The organism is Serratia montpellierensis (genome assembly GCF_020858655.1).
GTDB classification, from domain to species: Bacteria; Pseudomonadota; Gammaproteobacteria; order Enterobacterales; family Enterobacteriaceae; genus Serratia; species Serratia montpellierensis.
In genome coordinates this window covers 118,189-137,921 of the sequence record NZ_VOSN01000021.1, presented here as the reverse complement: position 1 = coordinate 137,921, position 19,733 = coordinate 118,189, and the positions used below count along the sequence as shown (strand labels likewise).

Sequence of the window (19,733 nt, the reverse complement as noted above, 5' to 3'; positions counted from 1 at the left end):
AAATAATTTCTAAGCGTTCTTAGGGAACATCGAACAGATGCAGGCACTATCACCGTTATCTCGCTACCAGCAGGCGCTGGACGCGGGGGAATATCAGGCCGATGAGGTTCAACGTCGGGCCGTTACTCAACTGGATCGCATTTATCAGGCCCTGCTGCAAAAGCCTGCGGCGAGCGCGCCGACCGGCGGGCTGCGCGGCAAGCTCAATCGCTTGCTGGGCAAGGGCGGCGAAACGGCGCCGCAGCGTCCGGTGCAGGGGCTGTATATGTGGGGCGGCGTCGGGCGCGGCAAAACCTGGTTGATGGACATGTTCTTCCACAGCCTGCCGGGCGATCGCAAAATGCGTCTGCACTTCCACCGCTTCATGCTGCGGGTGCATGAAGAACTGACCGAGTTGCAAGGGCGGGAAAACCCGCTGGAAATCGTCGCCGACGGCTTCAAGGCCGAGACCGATGTGTTGTGCTTCGACGAATTCTTCGTGTCCGACATCACCGACGCCATGCTACTGGCCACGCTGCTGCAGGCGCTGTTCGCGCGCGGCATCACGCTGGTGGCCACGTCGAACATCCCGCCGGACGATCTGTACCACAACGGTCTGCAGCGGGCGCGTTTCCTGCCGGCTATCGATCTGATCAATGAGTACTGCGACGTGATGAACGTCGACGCCGGTATCGATTATCGTCTGCGTACTCTGACCCAGGCGCACCTCTACCTGACGCCGCTGAGCGACCAGACGCGCGAAACGCTGGACCGGATGTTCGTCAAGCTGGCGGGCAAGGCGGGGGAGGAGGCGCCGATGCTGCAGATCAACCATCGGCCGCTGCAGGCGATTCGTTCGGTGGACGGCGTGCTGGCGGTGGATTTCCACACGCTGTGCGAAGAGGCGCGCAGCCAACTGGACTACATTGCGCTGTCGCGGCTGTATCACAGCGTGATCCTGTATAATGTGCAGGTGATGGGGCCGCTGAAAGAGAATACCGCGCGCCGTTTCCTGGCGCTGGTGGACGAATTCTACGAGCGTCACGTCAAGCTGGTGATCGGTGCCGAGGTGTCGATGTTCGAGATCTACCAGGGGGAGCGGCTGAAGTTCGAGTATCAGCGCTGCCTGTCGCGCCTGCAGGAAATGCAGAGTGAAGAGTACCTCAAGCTGCCGCATCTGCCCTGAGCCCGTCGGGCCTATCGCCGGTTGCCCGCCGCCGGCGATAAATTTATTTTCTATTCAAAAACCGTTCGATCTTTGTGAGCGACTTCTCTATAATCTTGCGACCCCACGTTACAACAAAGTTTTTTTTCCCAAAAACTTTATAGTGCCGGCAATGGCTATTCGAAGGGGTAGGTTTGCTGGACTTGTATGGTCGTGTGAGCCTCAACTGTTTTCGAGCGTTTGGGTGTTCACCAACGTGTAACTAATTATTGGGTAAGCTTTCTAATGAAAACTTTTACAGCTAAACCAGAAACCGTAAAACGCGACTGGTACGTTGTTGATGCAGATGGTAAAACTTTAGGCCGTCTCGCTACTGAACTGGCTCGTCGCCTGCGCGGCAAGCATAAAGCGGAATACACCCCGCACGTGGATACCGGTGATTACATCATCGTTCTGAACGCTGACAAAGTTGCTGTAACCGGCAACAAGCGTACAGACAAAGTGTACTACCACCACACCGGCCACATCGGTGGTATCAAGCAAGCGACCTTTGAAGAGATGATTGCCCGCCGTCCTGAGCGCGTGATTGAAATCGCGGTTAAAGGCATGCTGCCAAAGGGCCCGCTGGGTCGTGCTATGTTCCGTAAACTGAAAGTTTACGCGGGCACCGAGCACAATCACGCGGCACAGCAACCGCAAGTTCTGGACATTTAATCGGGATTAATGGCAATGGCTGAAAATCAATACTACGGCACTGGTCGCCGCAAAAGCTCCGCCGCTCGCGTCTTCATCAAGCCGGGCAACGGTAACATCGTTATCAACCAGCGCAGCCTGGAACAGTACTTCGGTCGCGAAACTGCCCGCATGGTAGTTCGTCAGCCGCTGGAGCTGGTCGACATGGTTGGCAAACTGGACCTGTACATCACCGTTAAAGGTGGTGGTATCTCCGGTCAAGCTGGCGCTATCCGTCACGGTATCACCCGTGCACTGATGGAGTACGATGAGACTCTGCGTTCTGAACTGCGTAAAGCTGGCTTCGTCACCCGTGACGCTCGTCAGGTTGAACGTAAGAAAGTCGGCCTGCGTAAAGCACGTCGTCGTCCGCAGTTCTCCAAGCGTTAATTTTCGCTGCTTCGGCAGTGCGATTTACGCAAAAAACCCGGTGCTTCACCGGGTTTTTTTATGCCTGAAATCCGCCGTCCCCGACTAAAATCTGTGGCATATCAGACAATTCAACATGAATTCACCGCACCGTCCCCACAAAACAAGCAAAATCTGGTAAACTATCACCCACTTTTGCGCCTGTTCGCCGTGCAGTTGACCTCCTGGGCCGGTTTTTCATGGGCTCGGGTCGCGCTGCGTGCTGCCGGCCTGCGGCAAGATTATTCAGGATAGCAGCCTGTCAGTTGGCTATTCGCAGTATTTTCTAGATAACTTGGAGGTTTTCATGGCTGTCGCTGCCAACAAACGTTCGGTAATGACGCTGTTCTCTGGCCCGACCGACATTTTTAGCCATCAAGTACGTATCGTACTGGCGGAGAAAGGTGTCAGCGTCGAGATCGAGCAGGTCGAAATGGATAACCTGCCGCAAGATCTGATTGACCTCAATCCTTACCAGACGGTGCCTACGCTGGTCGATCGCGAACTGACCCTGTATGAATCCCGCATCATCATGGAATACCTGGATGAGCGTTTCCCACACCCGCCGCTTATGCCGGTTTACCCGGTTGCCCGTGGCGAGAGCCGTCTGATGATGCTGCGCATCGAGAAGAACTGGTACTCGCTGATGGACAAGATCGAGAAGAGCAGCGGTCAGGAAGCGGAATCCGCCCGTCGTCAGCTGCGTGAAGAGCTGTTGGCGATCGCGCCTATCTTCGGCCAGACGCCGTATTTCATGAGCGAAGAGTTCAGCCTGGTGGATTGCTACCTGGCACCGCTGTTGTGGCGTCTGCCGCAGCTGGGCATCGAATTGAGCGGCGCCGGCTCTAAAGAGCTGAAAGGCTACATGACCCGCGTCTTCGAACGTGACGCTTTCCTGGCTTCCCTGACCGAAGCCGAGCGTGAAATGCGCCTGCAAACCCGGGGCTAAGCGCGATGGACATGTCTCAGATGACGCCGCGTCGCCCGTATCTGCTGCGGGCGTTCTACGACTGGCTGTTGGATAACCAGCTGACGCCGCACCTGGTGGTCGACGTGACTCGCCCGGATGTTCAGGTGCCGATGGAGTTCGCGCGTGATGGCCAGATCGTGCTGAATATCGCGCCGCGCGCGGTGGGCAACCTGGCGCTTGGCAACGAAGACGTGCAGTTTAACGCACGTTTCGGCGGCGTGCCGCGTCAGGTTTCGGTGCCGATGGCAGCCGTACTGGCGATTTATGCGCGTGAAAACGGCGCCGGCACGATGTTCGAACCGGAAGCCGCCTACGACGAGAGCGAAGGCGTGTTTGAAGGTCTGGACAATGAGACGATCCCTTCGGAAACCTTGATGTCGGTGATCGACGGCGATCGCCCGGATACCGCAGAAGACAACGGTCCGGACGACGAACCGCCACAGCCGCCGCGCGGTGGCCGCCCGGCGCTGCGCGTGGTGAAATAATCCCGCGAGCACAAACGAACAAGCACCCCATGGGGTGCTTTTTTTTTTGCCCGGTAGAAGCGGATCAGCCTTTCAAGGCGGCAATGCAGGCATCGCGCGGCGCGCTGAGATCGCCTACGCGCACGGTAGAGAGGGCACGGGTTGCGCGCTGGCGGAAGCTGGTGATGGCGGTGTCGCCTTGCACTTCCGGCGGCGCGGTGCAAATGTCATTGAGTGGCAGATCGTTGCCTTTGTTGAGCGCCTGCAACACCGCCGCCGGATTGTAGATCAGGGCTGCGGAGAGGGCCGATTTGATGCCGGCGGTAAAGCCGGGATTGCCGCCGCCGGCCAGCTTGGGGGCCAGGGCAATCCAGCTGTCGTCCCCCAGCCGGATGCTGTTTTCCACGGCGTTAAACTGCCCGGCCTTGCCCAACTGAGCCACGACCGGCCGCGCGCCGCGCGCTTCGATATTATAACCGACCTCCTGCGAATCCGGCGCCATGGCTGAAGCGCTGAAACTGACGGCCAGCAGTGCGCCGGCCAACAGGGAAATGGAGCATTTCATGTTCGCTATCCTTATCTCGGTATCAGGCGCAGCCGCGCCCCGCAATGGTGCTAACTCAATACTATAGCGTGTTGAAGCGGTGAGGTGGGGGGAGGTTGTTACAAAGCGTGGCAGGCTAAAAACAGAGGCCCGGCAATGTGTCGGGCCTTTGGTGGTGCGGGAGGTTTACACTTCCAGGTAGTTCATGATGCCGTCTGCCGCCTTGCGGCCTTCGGCGATCGCCGTCACCACCAGGTCGGAACCGCGCACCGCGTCGCCGCCGGCGAAGATTTTCGGATTGCTGGTCTGGAACGCGTTGTCGCTGCCTTCCGGTGCCAGGATGCGGCCCTGTTTATCGAGCTGCACGTCGTGCGCCGCCAGCCAGTCCATACGGTGTGGGCGGAAGCCGAACGCCATCACCACCGCGTCGGCGTCGATCACGTGTTCGGAACCCGGCACCTGCTCCGCCGCCTGACGGCCGTTGGCATCCGGTGCGCCCAGCTGAGTGCGCACCATTTTCACCCCGGCCACGCGGCCGGCGCTGTTCAGCTCGATGCTCAGCGGCTGCAGGTTAAACTGGAAGTCCACCCCTTCTTCCCGCGCGTTCTTCACTTCGCGTTTGGAACCCGGCATGTTGGCTTCGTCGCGGCGGTAGGCGCAGACGACCTGCGTCGCGCCCTGACGCACCGAGGTGCGCACGCAGTCCATGGCGGTATCGCCGCCGCCCAGCACCACCACCCGCTTGCCTTCCATGCTGACGTAAGGCTCGTGCTGCTCGGTTTCATACCCCATCAGCTGCTTGGTGTTGGCGATCAGGAATGGCAGCGCGTCGTACACGCCCTGCGCCTCCTCGTTCTCCAGGCCGCCGCGCATCGACTGATAGGTGCCGACGCCGAGGAACACCGCATCGTACTCGCTCAGCAAGGTCTCCATGCTGATGTCTTTGCCCACTTCGGTGTTCAGCTGGAACTCGATGCCCATCTCGCTGAAAATGCCCCGGCGTTTGACCATCACTTCCTTTTCCAGCTTGAAGGCCGGGATACCGAAGGTCAGCAGGCCGCCGATTTCAGGATGACGGTCATACACCACCGCCTTGACGCCGTTGCGGGTAAGCACGTCGGCGCAGGCCAGCCCGGCAGGACCGGCACCGACGATCGCCACGCGCTTGCCGGTCGGCTGCACGTGCGACATGTCCGGCTTCCAGCCCATTTCGATGGCCTTATCGCTGATGTAGCGCTCGATATTGCCGATGGTGACTGCGCCGAACTCGTCGTTCAGGGTGCAGGAGCCTTCGCACAGGCGATCCTGCGGGCATACGCGGCCGCACACTTCCGGCAGGCTGTTGGTCTGATGCGCCAGGTCCGCCGCTTCCATGATGCGGCCTTCGTTGGCCAGTTTCAGCCAGTTCGGGATGTAGTTGTGCACCGGGCACTTCCACTCGCAATACGGGTTACCGCAGGACAGACAGCGGTCCGCCTGGGCCTTGGCCTGGGTTTCCGAAAACGGTTCGTAGATCTCGACGAACTCGATTTTGCGGATCTTCAGCGGTTTCTTTGGCGGATCAACACGCTGCAGGTCGATAAATTGGTAAACGTTCTGGCTCATTAATGACCTACCTCTTACTGCGCCTGCACCCGCAGCTCGGCTGCGGAACGGCTACGGTGACCCAACAGCGCTTTGACATCGCTGGACTTCGGTTTGACCAAGGCGAACTTCGGCGCCCATTCCGGCCAGTTGGCCAGGATCTCTTCCGCGCGGGAAGAGCCGGTCGCCTGCACGTGTTCGGTGATCAGGCCGCGCAGGTGCTCCTCATGGATCGCCAACTGATCGACATCCAGCACTTCCACCAGCTCCGGGTTCACGCGCTTGCGGAACTCGCCGTCTTCGTCCAGCACGTAGGCGAAGCCGCCGGTCATGCCCGCACCGAAGTTGATGCCGGTTTTACCCAGGACGCAGACGATGCCGCCGGTCATGTATTCGCAGCCGTTGTCACCGATGCCTTCCACCACGGTGATGGCGCCGGAGTTGCGCACCGCGAAGCGTTCGCCCGCGCGGCCGGCGGCGAACAGCTTGCCGCCGGTGGCGCCGTACAGGCAGGTGTTGCCGACGATGCTGGCTTCATGGCTGCGGAAGGCGGAGCCGATCGGCGGACGTACCGCGATGCTGCCGCCGGCCATGCCTTTGCCGACATAGTCATTGGCGTCGCCGGTCAGGGTCAGCTCGACGCCGCCGGCGTTCCAGACGCCGAAGCTCTGCCCGGCGGTGCCGGAGAAGTGCGCCTTGATCGGATCGGCCGCCATGCCCTGATCGCCGTGCACGTCGGCGATAGCGCCGGACAGCATGGCGCCCACGGAGCGGTCGGTGTTGCGAATGTCGAAGTAGAAGGTTTTACCCTGCTTCGCTTCGATGTACGGCTGCGCCTGCGCCAGCAGCTCTTTGTTCAGCAGGCCCTTGTCGAACGCCGGGTTGCTGCTTTCGGTGCAGTACACCGCTTTGCCCGGATGCGGCGTGGCGGTTTTCAGCAGCGGCGACAGATCCAGCTTGTTCTGCTTGGCAGAGATGCCGTCCAGCTCGGTCAGGAACTCGGTGCGGCCGATCAGATCCACCAGTTGGCTCACGCCCAGTTGCGCCATGATCTCGCGGGTTTCACGCGCGATAAACTGGAAGTAATTCGTCACGCGTTCCGGCAGGCCGTGGTAGTGATCGCGGCGCAGCTTGTCGTCCTGGGTCGCGACGCCGGTCGCGCAGTTGTTGAGATGGCAGATGCGCAGGTATTTGCAGCCCAGCGCCACCATTGGCCCGGTGCCGAAGCCGAAGCTTTCCGCGCCCAGGATCGCCGCCTTGACGATGTCCACGCCGGTTTTCAGGCCGCCGTCCACCTGCAGGCGGATCTTGTGGCGCAGGCCGTTGGCCACCAGCGCCTGCTGGGTTTCCACCAGGCCCAGCTCCCACGGACAGCCGGCGTATTTCACCGAGGACAGCGGGCTGGCGCCGGTGCCGCCGTCGTAACCGGCGATGGTGATGAGATCGGCATAGGCTTTCGCCACGCCGGTGGCGATGGTGCCGACGCCCGGTTCGGACACCAGTTTCACCGAGATCACCGCCTTCGGGTTGACCTGCTTCAGGTCGAAGATCAGCTGTGCCAGATCTTCGATCGAGTAGATGTCGTGGTGCGGCGGCGGGGAGATCAGCGTTACGCCCGGCACCGAATAACGCAATCTGGCGATGTACGGAGTGACTTTGTCGCCCGGCAGCTGGCCGCCTTCGCCCGGCTTGGCGCCCTGCGCCACCTTAATCTGGATCACGTCGGCGTTCACCAGGTAGGCCGGCGTCACGCCGAAGCGGCCGGAGGCCACCTGCTTGATGCGCGACACCTTGTTGGTGCGGTAACGCGCCGGATCTTCGCCGCCTTCGCCGGAGTTGGAGAAGCCGCCGAGGCCGTTCATGGCGATCGCCAGCGACTCGTGCGCCTCCGGGCTCAGTGCGCCGATCGACATCGCCGCGGTGTCGAAGCGTTTGAACAGCGACTCCGCCGGTTCGACCTGATCGACCGGGATCGGTTCACCTTTCGGCGTGATGGCCAGCAGATCGCGCAGCATGGCGACCGGCCGCTCGTTCACCAGCTTGGCGTAGGCCTGATAGTCGCTGTATTCCCCGCTGTGCACCGCTTTTTGCAGCGAGTTCACCACGTCCGGGTTGTAGGCGTGGTATTCGCCGCCGTGCACGAACTTCAGCAGGCCGCCTTGCTCCAGCGGCTTGCGTTTCAGCCAGGCCCGCTTGGAGAGGTTCTGCAGATCCTGCTGGAAATCGCTGAAGCTGGCGCCGCCGATGCGGCTGACCACGCCCTGGAAGCACAGATCCGCCAGATCGCGGTGCAGGCCGACCGCTTCGAACAGCTTGGAGCAGCGGTAAGAGGCGATGGTCGAGATGCCCATTTTGGACATGATCTTGTACAGGCCTTTGTTGATGCCGTTGCGGTAGTTCAGCATCACGTCGCGGTATTTCTTGTCGATCGCCTGGCTGTCCACCAGCTTGGCCAGGGTTTCATAGGCCAGGTACGGGTAGATGGCGGTCGCGCCGAAGCCGAGCAGCACGGCGAAGTGGTGCGGATCGCGGGCGCTGGCGGTTTCAACGATCAGGTTGGCGTCGCAGCGCAGGCTTTTCTCCACCAGGCGGGTTTGCACGGCGCCAACGGCCATCGGAGCCGGTACCGGCAGGCGGCTGGGCGCGATGGCGCGGTCGGACAGCACCAACAGCACTGCGCCTTCGCGCACCTTACGTTCCGCTTCGTCGCACAGGGCGCGAATGGTCTGCTCCAGATCCTGCTGCTGCGGATCGAAGGTCAGATCGAGGGTCTCGGCGCGATAGTATTCGCCTTCCAGCGTGGTGAGCTGTTTGAAATCGGAGTACAGCAGGATTGGCGATTTGAAGCTCAGACGGTGCGCCTGGCCTTCGGCTTCGCAGAACACGTTCATTTCACGGCCGATGCTGGTGGCCAGCGACATGACGTGCGCTTCGCGCAGCGGATCGATCGGCGGGTTGGTGACCTGCGCGAACTGCTGGCGGAAGTAGTCGTAAACGATGCGCGGCCGGCTGGAGAGCACGGCGAACGGGGTATCGTCGCCCATCGAACCGGTGGCTTCCTGGCCAATCTCGCCCAGCACGCGGATCACCTGATCCAGCTCTTCGCTGCTGTAGCCGAACTGTTTCTGGTAGGTTTCGAGCTGCGCGTCGTCGAGCTCGCGGCTGCCGACCTGATCGTCCGGCAGATCTTCGAACGGCACCAGGCGTTTGACGTTTTTCTCCATCCACTCTTTATACGGATGGCGGCTTTTCAGATCGTTGTCGGTTTCTGCCGAGTGCAGAATGCGGCCGCTGCGGGTGTCGATCACCATCAGCTCGCCGGGGCCGACGCGGCCTTTTTCAACCACTTCATCCGGCTGGTAATCCCAGATGCCGACTTCGGAGGCGCAGGTGATCAGCTTGTCTTTGGTGATCACGTAGCGCGCCGGGCGCAGGCCGTTGCGATCGAGGTTACAGGCGGCGTAGCGGCCGTCGGACATCACGATGCCGGCCGGGCCGTCCCACGGCTCCATGTGCATCGAGTTGAAGTCGAAGAAGGCGCGCAGATCGCCATCCATGTCCGGGTTGTTCTGCCAGGCCGGCGGCACCAGCAGACGCATGGCGCGAATGAGATCCATCCCGCCCGCCAACAGCAGCTCCAGCATGTTGTCCAGCGAGCTGGAGTCGGAGCCGGTTTCGTTGACGAACGGCGCGGCGGCCTGCAGATCCGGGATCAGCGGCGTTTGGAATTTGTAGGTACGGGCACGCGCCCACTGGCGGTTGCCGGTGATGGTGTTGATTTCGCCGTTGTGCGCCAGGTAGCGGAACGGCTGAGCCAGCGGCCAGCGCGGCACGGTGTTGGTGGAGAAGCGCTGGTGGAACAGGCAAATGGCCGATTCCAGGCGCAGGTCCGCCAGATCGAGATAGAAGCGCGGCAGATCCGCAGGCATGCACAGGCCTTTATAGATCGTCACCAGGTTGGAGAAGCTGCAGACGTAGAAACTGTTGTCCTGCACGCGTTTCTCGATGCGGCGGCGCGCCACGAACAGGCGGCGTTCCATATCGCGCGGGCGCCAGCCGGCCGGGGCGTTAACGAAGATTTGCTCGATGCGTGGCAGGGAGGAGAGGGCGATTTCACCCAGCACGTCCGGGTTGGTCGGCACTTCACGCCAGCCGACGATCGACAGCGTTTCGTTTTGCAGCTCTTCTTCCACGATGCGGCGGCTGAGGCGCGCTTCCTCTTCATTCTGGCTGAGGAACATCATGCCGACGGCGTAGTTCTTGGCCAAACGCCAGCCGCGTTCTTCCGCCACCATGCGGAAGAAGCGATCGGGTTTTTGCAGCAACAGGCCGCAGCCGTCGCCGGTCTTGCCGTCGGCCAGGATCGCGCCGCGGTGCTGCATGCGGGCCAGCGCGTGAATGGCGGTGCGCACCACCTTGTGGCTAGGTTCGCCTTCTATGTGGGCGATCAGGCCGAAACCACAGTTGTCCCTCTCTTGGGATTTATCGTACAACATATCGTGAACCTCCCCAGGCTCTGCGTGACTCTCACAACCTACTGCGAGGGGGCTTCCCAATTTCAGGCAGAAGTCCAATCAGCAAGTTAACCCCGCCAATCTGCTTTTCCGCCCTCCATCAATGGCCTCTCGTGACGGTCTCACAAGTGGTATAGGACTTGTTTTAAGAGGGAGTCTTCAATTACTGCATAAATATGACGAGACGTTTGCCCGTCCAGAAAGCTTCCAGCGGACTTCCAACTTAGCGAGAAAGAATTCGCAGGTCAAATGTGGGCTTAAGATAGATTCTTATCGAATTGATGATGTTTATTTGTTTGAAATATAAAGAATTTAATGCATTTTTGCACTATCGTGGGGCAACGCCGATCCCCACAGAAGTGTGAGCTGTCTCACTATAGTGCAACCCCTTAATCTCTGCACCATGCTAGTGCGAGGGGTAATAGCAGAATTTTATTCTATAAGATATTTCTTTGTTGATGTTTGTCACTGTTTTTCACCGCATTGTCATATTGCCGTTAACGGTTGCGCGACGATTAGAATAATTCATCAGAATTATAGTGAATTGATTTGCGTTTATGGTGAATAGTTATGCCTGGTGGCGCCTTGCGGGGAAAGCGTTGATCTCTGTCATCGCGGGAAAAGCCGTTTCTTATTAGCATCGCGGCTTTGAACACAGAGAATCACCAAGATTATGCAGTTGCCGCAATTAGTCAATATGTTTGGCGCAGATCTCCAGCGCCGCTATGGCGAAAAGATCCATAAACTCACGCTGCACGGCGGATTCAGCTGCCCTAACCGCGACGGTACGTTGGGGCGCGGCGGCTGTACGTTCTGCAACGTCGCTTCGTTCGCCGATGAGGCGATGCAGCGGCAGAGCATCGCCGAACAGCTGGCGCAGCAGGCCGCACGGGTCAACCGGGCGCGGCGCTATCTGGCCTATTTCCAGGCCTATACCAGCACCTATGCGGAGGTCGAACTGCTGGCGTCGATGTATCGGCAAGCGTTGGCGCAGAGCGAGATGGTCGGCCTGTGCGTCGGCACCCGGCCGGACTGCGTGCCGCCCGCCGCATTGGATCTGCTGACGGGGTACCGTGACGAGGGCTATGAAGTGTGGCTGGAGCTGGGGCTGCAGACGGCGCACGATAAAACACTGAAGCGCATCAACCGCGGCCATGACTTCCGCTGCTATCAACAGACGGCGCAACGGGCCCGACAGCGCGGACTGAAGGTGTGCTGCCATCTGATCGTCGGACTGCCGGGAGAAACCCGGCGCGATCATCTGCTCACGTTGCGGCGGGTGGTGGCGTCCGGCGTGGATGGCATCAAGCTGCATCCGCTGCACGTCGTTACCGGCAGTACCCTGGCCCGCGCGTGGCGCGCCGGGCGTTTGCCCGAACTGGCGCTGGAAGACTACGCCGCCAGCGCCGGGGAGATGATCCGCCACACGCCTGGCGAGGTGGTGTATCACCGCCTGTCCGCCAGCGCCCGCCGGCCCACGTTGCTGGCGCCGCTGTGGTGCGAAAACCGCTGGAGCGGCATGCAGGCGGTGGGCGCTTATCTGCAGCAATACGGCGGGCAGGGCAGCGCGCTGGATGAAAAGCGGCGCTACCGCCCTGGAATGCCGCTCTGAAGTGCAATCTTTGCCACACTTCGGCGTTTGCCGCCTTATCTCACCGCGGTTTTACGGTATGATTCAAAAGATTGTGTCTGATGGGAGCCGCTATGAAGCAAATCCGGGTGTTGGCCCAGTACTACGTCGATTTAATGGTGAAACTGGGGTTGGTGCGCTTCTCGCTGCTGCTGGCCTCGGCGCTGGTGGTGCTGGCGATGGTGGTGCAGATGGCGGTGACCATGCTGCTGCGCGGCGAAGTGGAAAGCATCGACGTGGTGCGTTCGATCTTCTTCGGCCTGTTGATCACCCCGTGGGCGGTCTACTTCCTCTCGGTGGTAGTGGAGCAGCTGGAGGAGTCGCGCCAGCGGCTGGCGCGGCTGGTGGACAAGCTGGAAGAGATGCGCCACCGCGATCTGGAGCTCAATCAGCAGCTCAAAGACAATATCAGCCAGCTGAACCAGGAGATCGCCGATCGCATCAAGGCGGAAGAAGAGCGCCTGCAGGTGATGGAGAAGCTGACGGAAGAGATGGAACAGCGTGAACTGGCGCAGATTGAGCTGGGCCAGCAATCGGCGCTGCTGCGTTCCTTCCTCGATGCCTCGCCGGATCTGGTCTACTACCGCAACGAAGACAAAGAATTTTCCGGCTGCAACCGCGCGATGGAGCTGCTGACCGGCAAGAGTGAGAAGCAGCTGATCGGCCTGACGCCGTTCGACGTCTACGGCCAGGAGATCGCCGAAAAGGTCATTGAGACCGACGAGAAGGTGTTCCGCCACAACGTCTCGCTGACCTACGAACAGTGGCTGGTGTATCCCGACGGCCGCAAGGCCTGTTTCGAGCTACGCAAGGTCCCGTTTTACGACCGGGTGGGCAAACGCCACGGGCTGATGGGCTTCGGCCGCGATATTACCGAGCGTAAGCGCTACCAGGACGCGCTGGAGAACGCCAGCAGGGAGAAGACTACCTTTATCTCCACGATCAGCCACGAGCTGCGTACGCCGCTTAATGGCATCGTCGGCCTGAGCCGCATTTTGCTCGATACTGAATTGAACGACGAGCAGCTGAAATACCTGAAGACCATTCACGTCAGCGCCATCACCCTTGGCAATATCTTCAACGACATTATCGAAATGGATAAGCTCGAGCGGCGCAAGGTGCAGCTCGACAACCAGCCGGTGGACTTTACCGGCTTCCTGGCGGATCTGGAGAACCTCTCCGGCCTGTTGGCACAGCCGAAAGGGCTGCAGTTCATCATGGAGCCGCAGACGCCGCTGCCGCAGCAGATCGTGACCGACGGTACGCGCCTGCGGCAGATTCTGTGGAACCTGATCGGTAACGCGGTGAAATTCACCCAGCAGGGGCAAATCGTGGTGCGCGTGCGGCGCGAGGCGCAGGAGAAGCTGGTGTTCGAGGTGGAAGACTCGGGCATGGGCATCCCGCAGGACGAGCAGGACAAGATCTTCGCCATGTATTACCAGGTGAAAGATCAGCGCGGCGGCCGCCCGGCCACCGGCACCGGCATCGGGCTGGCGGTCTCCAAGCGACTGGCGCAGAGCATGGGTGGCGACATCACCGTACGCAGCGAACAAGGGCACGGTTCTTGCTTCACCCTGACCATTCAGGCGCCGGCGGTGCAGGAAGCCGCCAGCGCGGCGCCGGAGGAAGAGGAGCTGCCGTTGCCGGCGCTGCACATCCTGCTGGTGGAGGATATCGAGCTGAACGTGATCGTGGCGCGTTCGGTGCTGGAAAAGCTGGGCAACAGCGTCGAGGTGGCGATGAACGGCCACGACGCGCTGGCGATGTTCGACCCGGACGAGTTCGATCTGGTGCTGCTGGACATTCAGCTGCCGGACATGACCGGGCTGGACATCGCCCGGGTACTGCGCGAGCGCTACGCCGGGCAGGCGCTGCCGCCGCTGGTGGCCCTGACCGCCAACGTGCTGAAAGACAAAAAAGAGTACCTCGAGGCGGGCATGGACGATGTGCTGAGCAAGCCGCTGTCGGTGCCGGCGTTGACCCAGGTCATCAAACACTATTGGGATCATCAACCTTCTCACACTTCAAAGAAAACGGAGCACAAGGCGATGCAGATTAATGAGTCGTTACTCGATACCGCGATGCTGGAACAGTACATGGACCTGGTTGGCCCGCAGCTGATCCACCAAAGCCTGGAGATGTTCGAACAGATGATGCCGGGCTATCTGGCGGTGCTGGATTCCAACATGACGGCGCGCGATCAGAAAGGCATCACCGAGGAAGGGCACAAGATCAAGGGTGCCGCCGGTTCGGTCGGTCTGCGCCACCTGCAGCAGCTGGCGCAACAGATTCAAACGCCGACGCTGCCGGCCTGGTGGGATAACGTGCAGGATTGGGTGGATGAGTTGAAGCAAGAGTGGCGCAACGACGTGCAGGTACTGCGGGCTTGGGTAGAGAACGCTGAAAAAAAATGACCCCGACCTAAGCCGGGGTGCGCGAATATTGCGCCAACACCAGGGAAATTGTGAACCTGCGTATTGGTTTCAGTGTTCTGGTCGAGCAGGTTGTAGCGAATTCCTAAACATCATACAGCCAACAACATAGCAAATGTAAGCGCTCTTGTTAGAAGATTCATTAAAATGTGTGATGTAGATTAGTGTTTGTCAACTCCGAGCACGAACCAGTTGACAGCAGCGACAGGAGTAAGAGTGATGAAAAAGGTGGGTGTCGTCCTCAGCGGCAGCGGCGTTTATGACGGTACGGAGATCCATGAAGCGGTGCTGACACTGCTGGCGTTGGACCGTGCCGGCGCGCAGGCGGTGTGCTTTGCGCCTGATAAGCCACAATGCCATGTTATTAATCACTTATCAGGTGAGGAGATGGCGGAATCGCGCAATGTCCTGATTGAATCGGCGCGCATTGCCCGCGGTGCGGTGCAGCCGCTGGCGCTGGCGGAGGCCGCGCAGCTGGATGCGCTGATCGTGCCCGGCGGCTTCGGTGCCGCCAAGAACCTCAGCAATTTCGCCGAAGCCGGCGCGGAATGTTGGGTCGATGAAGATTTGGCGCGTCTGACGCGCGAGATGCATAAGGCCAACAAACCAATTGGCCTGATGTGCATCGCGCCGGCGCTGTTGCCGAAACTGCTGGATCAACAAGCGCGGCTGACCATTGGCAACGATCCGGACCTGGGAGAAGTGATTGACGCCATGGGCGGCGAGCCGGTGATTTGCCCGGTGGACGACATCGTGGTGGACAGCGAGCACAAGATCGTGACCACGCCGGCCTATATGCTGGCGCCGTCGATCGCGCAGGCGGCCCTCGGCATCGATAAGCTGGTGGCGCGGGTGCTGGAACTGGCTGAATGAGAAAATCGCTCGGCGGATGGCGGCGGCTGCGCCCGTGGTATTGGCTGAAGCGCGGCGTCATCGCGATTCTCGGCCTGTGGGTGTTGGGTATTGTGGCCTTCGCCTTCCTGCCGGTGCCGTTTTCCGCCGTGATGGTGGAGCGGCAAGTCAGCGCCTGGCTGAGCGGCGATTTCGGTTACGTCGCCCATTCGGACTGGGTGTCGATGGACGACATCTCGCCGCAAATGGCGCTGGCGGTGATGGCGGCGGAGGATCAGAAGTTTCCAGACCATTGGGGCTTCGACGTGGCGGCCATTGAAAAGGCGCTCAGCCACAACGAGAAGCGCCCGACGCGCATCCGCGGTGCGTCCACGCTGTCGCAGCAAACCGCCAAGAACCTGTTTCTGTGGGATGGCCGCAGCTGGCTGCGCAAAGGGCTGGAGGCCGGATTGACGTCGGGCATCGAGCTGGTGTGGACCAAGCGGCGCATTCTGACGGTGTATCTGAACATCGTCGAGTTCGGCGACGGGGTGTTTGGCGTTGAAGAGGCTTCACAACGCTTTTTCCATAAGCCGGCCAAACGGCTCAGCGCGGCGGAAGCGGCGCTGTTGGCGGCGGTATTGCCGAATCCGCATCGCTTCAGGGCCGATGCGCCGTCCGGTTATGTGATACAGCGACAGCAGTGGATCATGCGCCAGATGCGGCAGCTGGGTGGGGAAACGTTTTTAAGCGAGAACAAGCTGGATTAAACGGGCGGGAACGGCACGGTGCCGCTCCCACCAGAACGGATTACTTCACATAGGTAAAGGCGGTGGTGACGTGTTTCACGCCGCTGACCTGGCTGGCGATCTGCGCCGCAGACTGCCCTTCCTGCTGCGTGACCAGGCCCAGCAAGAACACTTCGCCGTTTTCGGTAGTCACTTTCACGTTGGACGATTTCACCGTATCGCTGGTGAGCAGCTGCGAACGCACCTTGGTGGTGATCCAGGTGTCGGAGGACGCGGTGCTCAGGCTGACCGGCGTGCCCTGACGGATCTCGTTATACACTTCGGTCGTGCCTTCCACGCCCATGGCGATCTGCTTGGCGCGCGCGGTGAGATCGGCGTTAGGCGACTGGCCGGTCAACAGCACCTTGCCCTGATAGGCGGTGGCGACCACCCGGGCATCTTTCTTCAACTGCTGGTCTTTGCTCAGGGCGCTTTCGACCCTGGCTTCCAGCGTGCCGTCATCCACCTGGGTCCCGACGCTGCGCGGGTCGGTGGCGGTTTTGGTTGCGACGGCTGCACTACCGACGACGACGCCGGCGATACAGCCTTGCAACAGCAGGGCGCTGGACAGCACTGCAAATGTGGCTTTTAGCTTCATCTCAGTTCCTTAATCGTCCTGGTGGGGGAATAACGTATTGTCTATCAGGTCGCACAGGCAGTTTACGGTCAGCATATGCATTTCCTGAATGCGCGAGCTGCGGTGCGACGGGATGCGGATCTCGACATCCTGCTGGCCGAGCAACCCGGCCAGCTCGCCGCCGTCGTAGCCGGTGAGCGCGACGATGGTCATATCGCGCGTGACGGCCGCCTCGACCGCTTTCACAATATCACGGCTGTTGCCGCGGGTGGAAATCGCCAGCAGTACGTCACCGGTGTGCCCGAGTGCGCGCACCTGCTTGGCGTACACTTCGTCGTGCAGCCGATCGTTGCTGATCGCCGTCAGCACCACGTTGTCGGCGTTGAGCGCGATGGCCGGCAGGCTGGGGCGCTCGGTTTCAAAACGGTTGATCATGCTGGCGGCGAAGTGCTGCGCGTTGGCCGCCGAGGTGCCGTTGCCGCAGCACAGGATTTTGTTGCCGTTGAGTAAGGATTGAACCAGCGTCATCGCAGCGCGGGAAATGGCGTCCGGCAATGCTTCCGCCGCTGCGATCTGGGTTTGGATGCTTTCGGTAAAACAGACTTTAATTCTATCCAGCACGTTGTATTAATCCACTAAGTCAAAGGGCCGGTCTGCGCCGCAAAACCCCGATTAATCCGCATTGAAGGCGTTGGGTATCCATTCTAACTGGCTACCGGTAATGGCCAAAACATCAAAACGGCAAGATGATGTGTCAAAACTGGCTCCGCGCCCCGCCAGCCAGACGGCGGCGGCATGCAGCAACCGCTGTTGTTTGCGAAAGGTGACGCTGGCGGCCGCGCCGCCGAAGGCGTCGTTGCGGCGGTAGCGCACTTCGACGAACACCCAGGTGGCGCCGTCGCGCATGATGAGGTCGAGCTCACCGCCGCGCACTGCGACGTTGGCGGCGCAGAAGGTGAGCCCGGCGTGTTCCAGGTGACGGCGGGCCAGTAACTCATAGCCCGCCCCGGAGGCGCGTGGGTTCAAGAGACCGGAACGACCGTACCCTGACGGTATTGCAGCCAAGGCAGCTTGCGGTTGATCACGCAGTTCGGCGACGCGCTCAGCGTACCGGTGGTGCCGGAAACCTGGAAGCCCGGCAGCTGGCGCATTTCAGCAAAGTGGTTGGCCAATGTCCAGGCATCCATCCCCATCGCATACAGGCGCACCAGTGAGTAGTCGTTGCGGAAGCGCGCGCTGGCCTGCTGCAACAGCTGAGGGTTTGAACCGGCCAGCAGCGGGATGTCGCTGAACTGCAGGCCTTCCATTTCCAGACGGAAGTCCGGGCCGGCGCCGGCCTGGTAGCTGCGCGAGCTGGCGTACATCGCCGGCTTGCCGCGCGAGCTGGTGGCCATGTCGATCATCGGTTTGATCAGCGTCAGCTGAGACTGGGTGGCGACGATATACACCGCGTCGACGCTGCCGCCGGTCGCGGCGGGGATGTCGCTCGGCGGTGCCGGAATGGTCAGCCCGGCGATGGTCACGCTCTGCGGCGCCGGGGCGCTCGATATCGGCGTGCCGGTCATGCGGATGCCGCCGCTGTTGACCATCTGGCGAAGTTCGCCGGCGGAGCCGATGTCCTGACGCAGCACAGTTTGCCCGCCTTGCTTCTGCCATTCCTGGTTAAAGGCCTTGGCGACGCGATCGCCGAAGGCGCCGCGCGGCACCAGCAGCAGCGGTTGACGCTTCTGCTGTTCCCAGATGTGGCGTGCGGCGTCGCGCGCTTCATCTTCCGGCGACAGGGCGAAGTAACAGATGTTCAGGTTGTCCTTCGGCGTTTCCGGCTGGTTGAGCGCCAGCACGTTCAGCGTGGTGGTGCTGGCGGACAGCTGATCGACGTTCTCTTTCAGCAGCGGCCCGACCACCAGAGTGGCGCCATCCTGCTGCGCCTGGCTCAGCAAGGCGGCCAGCGGCTGGCTGGTGGTGTCGTACACTTTGACCTGCGCGTTGGCGGCCTGCAGCGGCGTTACCGGCGCGCTGGACGGCGCCGCCGGCTGCGCGGCGGTCACGGCAGGCTGGCTCTCTTGCGCCGAAGGGCTGACCGCGCCGTTGGCGTTGATGTCACCCGCGGCAGCCTGATCGGCCTGCGCCGTTGGGGCTGGCACGCTGGCCGGTTGCGCGGCTTGCGGCTGCGGCGCCGGCATGGAACCGCCGTTTTTCGCCGCTTCGAAACCTTGCTGGATGGCGTCGGCGAACACTTTCGCCTGGCCGTTCAACGGCAGCAGCAGGGCGATTTTCGAGGTGGAGGCCTGGGTGAAGTTCAGCACCTGGTTCAGGCGAGCCGGCAGCGTTTTGGCCGCCGGGTTTTTCGGATAACGGTTCTGCCAGTCTTTGATGCCGGCCTTCAGCAGATCGGGATCCTGCTTGTTGTCCTGATAGACGCGCAGCAGATCCAGCCAGCCTTGCAGCACGTTCTCATCGGCGTTGATCACCAGGCTGTTCATCTCCTGCGGCGTCAGCTGCAGCAGCGCCTGCCAGGTTTGATCCAGATTGTCCTGGTGCGGTTTGCCGGTCAGCAACGGCTCCTGAGCGATATAGGCGCGGATCAATGGCAGCGACGCTTTGCCCTGATTGGCGGCGATCTGCGCCTGGTAGTAGCGCACCTTCTGATTCGGCGACAGCGAACCGCTGTCCAGGTGGCCCAGCGTGCTGCGGGCGCTGACGTAGCTCTTGTTGGCGATCTGCAGTTCGGCGGTCAGCAACTGGCGTTCAGTCTGCTGCGCACCGCTGAGGTTTTTCGGCAGCTGGTTCAACTGGTCGCCGGCCTGCGGCAGTTTTCCTTCACGCAGCAAGGCGCGAATAGCAAGTAATTGCCAGTCAGCCTTGTTATCATCGCTGCTTTGCTGCAACTGCTGCAGGTAGTAATCGGAGCTGGCGCTCGCTTCGTCCTGTATATTGGCGGGCGGCGTTTGCGGGGCCCGACTTGGACAGCCTGCCAGGAAAAGGGCGGCCGCGATGACTGCGGTAAGTCGGACAGGCTTGGAACGCCCTGCTTTGGTACGAACGAATGTTGAGGAAAGCATACTGTATCCAGTGATGTTTTTTTCAAGATGCTCAATATTAAATCGGCAACCCG

General features: G+C 60.8%; 16 protein-coding genes. 9 read left to right on the top strand and 7 right to left on the bottom strand.

Annotated features, from left to right (window positions below; all coding sequences use genetic code 11):
* The first annotated feature begins 37 nt into the window (after window positions 1–37).
* The 5 genes from zapE to sspB all read left to right on the top strand — a co-directional run bounded on the left by zapE (window position 38) and on the right by sspB (window position 3,739).
* Complete coding sequence (gene zapE, locus FUU19_RS21280) at window positions 38–1,165, top strand: cell division protein ZapE (RefSeq protein WP_197833744.1); 1,128 nt, start codon at window positions 38–40, stop codon at window positions 1,163–1,165.
* A gap of 264 nt (window positions 1,166–1,429) precedes the next feature.
* Window positions 1,430–1,858 (top strand): 50S ribosomal protein L13, encoded by a 429-nt coding sequence (gene rplM / locus FUU19_RS21275; protein WP_004937079.1) that lies wholly within the window; start codon window positions 1,430–1,432, stop codon window positions 1,856–1,858.
* Window positions 1,859–1,873: 15 nt separating this feature from the next.
* Window positions 1,874–2,266 carry a 30S ribosomal protein S9 gene (gene rpsI / locus FUU19_RS21270; protein ID WP_004937080.1) on the top strand — a complete coding sequence of 131 codons (393 nt, stop codon included), beginning with the start codon at window positions 1,874–1,876 and terminating at the stop codon, window positions 2,264–2,266.
* A gap of 325 nt (window positions 2,267–2,591) precedes the next feature.
* Entirely contained in the window at window positions 2,592–3,233 is a 642-nt protein-coding gene (sspA, locus tag FUU19_RS21265) for a stringent starvation protein SspA (RefSeq protein ID WP_025304366.1), read from the top strand.
* 5 nt (window positions 3,234–3,238) lie between these two features.
* On the top strand, window positions 3,239–3,739 hold the full coding sequence (gene sspB / locus FUU19_RS21260; RefSeq protein ID WP_004937084.1) for a ClpXP protease specificity-enhancing factor: 501 nt from the start codon (window positions 3,239–3,241) through the stop codon (window positions 3,737–3,739).
* Between the two features lie 64 nt (window positions 3,740–3,803).
* Here sspB and FUU19_RS21255 read toward each other — a convergent pair whose 3' ends face one another.
* From FUU19_RS21255 to gltB, 3 genes are all read right to left on the bottom strand, one after another.
* Window positions 3,804–4,283, bottom strand: a complete 480-nt coding sequence (locus tag FUU19_RS21255) for a hypothetical protein (RefSeq protein ID WP_141972412.1) — start codon at window positions 4,281–4,283, stop codon at window positions 3,804–3,806.
* A 165-nt stretch (window positions 4,284–4,448) separates the two neighbouring features.
* Complete coding sequence (locus FUU19_RS21250; protein WP_141972414.1) at window positions 4,449–5,867, bottom strand: glutamate synthase small subunit; 1,419 nt, start codon at window positions 5,865–5,867, stop codon at window positions 4,449–4,451.
* 14 nt (window positions 5,868–5,881) lie between these two features.
* Window positions 5,882–10,342 carry a glutamate synthase large subunit gene (gene gltB, locus FUU19_RS21245; protein WP_230507345.1) on the bottom strand — a complete coding sequence of 1,487 codons (4,461 nt, stop codon included), beginning with the start codon at window positions 10,340–10,342 and terminating at the stop codon, window positions 5,882–5,884.
* Window positions 10,343–11,033: 691 nt separating this feature from the next.
* Here gltB and mnmL point away from each other — a divergent pair.
* The 4 genes from mnmL (at window position 11,034) to mtgA (ending at window position 16,023) form a co-directional block, all read left to right on the top strand.
* Window positions 11,034–11,972, top strand: a complete 939-nt coding sequence (mnmL, locus tag FUU19_RS21240; RefSeq protein ID WP_141972418.1) for a tRNA modification radical SAM protein MnmL/YtqA — start codon at window positions 11,034–11,036, stop codon at window positions 11,970–11,972.
* Between the two features lie 92 nt (window positions 11,973–12,064).
* The gene (arcB, locus tag FUU19_RS21235) at window positions 12,065–14,404 is read left to right on the top strand and encodes an aerobic respiration two-component sensor histidine kinase ArcB (protein ID WP_141972420.1); all 2,340 of its coding nucleotides are present in this window, start codon (window positions 12,065–12,067) and stop codon (window positions 14,402–14,404) included.
* A 237-nt stretch (window positions 14,405–14,641) separates the two neighbouring features.
* The gene (elbB, locus tag FUU19_RS21230; protein ID WP_060448034.1) at window positions 14,642–15,295 is read left to right on the top strand and encodes an isoprenoid biosynthesis glyoxalase ElbB; all 654 of its coding nucleotides are present in this window, start codon (window positions 14,642–14,644) and stop codon (window positions 15,293–15,295) included.
* Window positions 15,292–16,023, top strand: a complete 732-nt coding sequence (gene mtgA / locus FUU19_RS21225) for a monofunctional biosynthetic peptidoglycan transglycosylase (protein WP_141972422.1) — start codon at window positions 15,292–15,294, stop codon at window positions 16,021–16,023. Before elbB ends, mtgA begins: the two co-directional genes overlap by 4 nt.
* 40 nt (window positions 16,024–16,063) lie before the next feature.
* Here the strand turns inward: mtgA and dolP are convergent, their stop codons facing one another.
* From dolP to FUU19_RS21205, 4 genes are read right to left on the bottom strand one after another with little or no spacing between them, the layout of a single operon-like run.
* Entirely contained in the window at window positions 16,064–16,639 is a 576-nt protein-coding gene (gene dolP, locus FUU19_RS21220) for a division/outer membrane stress-associated lipid-binding lipoprotein (RefSeq protein WP_004937101.1), read from the bottom strand.
* A gap of 9 nt (window positions 16,640–16,648) precedes the next feature.
* Window positions 16,649–17,239, bottom strand: coding sequence for a DnaA initiator-associating protein DiaA (diaA, locus tag FUU19_RS21215; RefSeq protein WP_004937103.1), 591 nt, complete (start codon window positions 17,237–17,239; stop codon window positions 16,649–16,651).
* 51 nt (window positions 17,240–17,290) lie between these two features.
* Window positions 17,291–17,644 carry a YraN family protein gene (locus tag FUU19_RS21210; RefSeq protein ID WP_094300729.1) on the bottom strand — a complete coding sequence of 118 codons (354 nt, stop codon included), beginning with the start codon at window positions 17,642–17,644 and terminating at the stop codon, window positions 17,291–17,293.
* Window positions 17,641–19,680 carry a penicillin-binding protein activator gene (locus FUU19_RS21205; RefSeq protein ID WP_230489660.1) on the bottom strand — a complete coding sequence of 680 codons (2,040 nt, stop codon included), beginning with the start codon at window positions 19,678–19,680 and terminating at the stop codon, window positions 17,641–17,643. The genes FUU19_RS21210 and FUU19_RS21205 overlap by 4 nt, the downstream gene beginning before the upstream one ends.
* Window positions 19,681–19,733 lie beyond the last annotated feature (53 nt).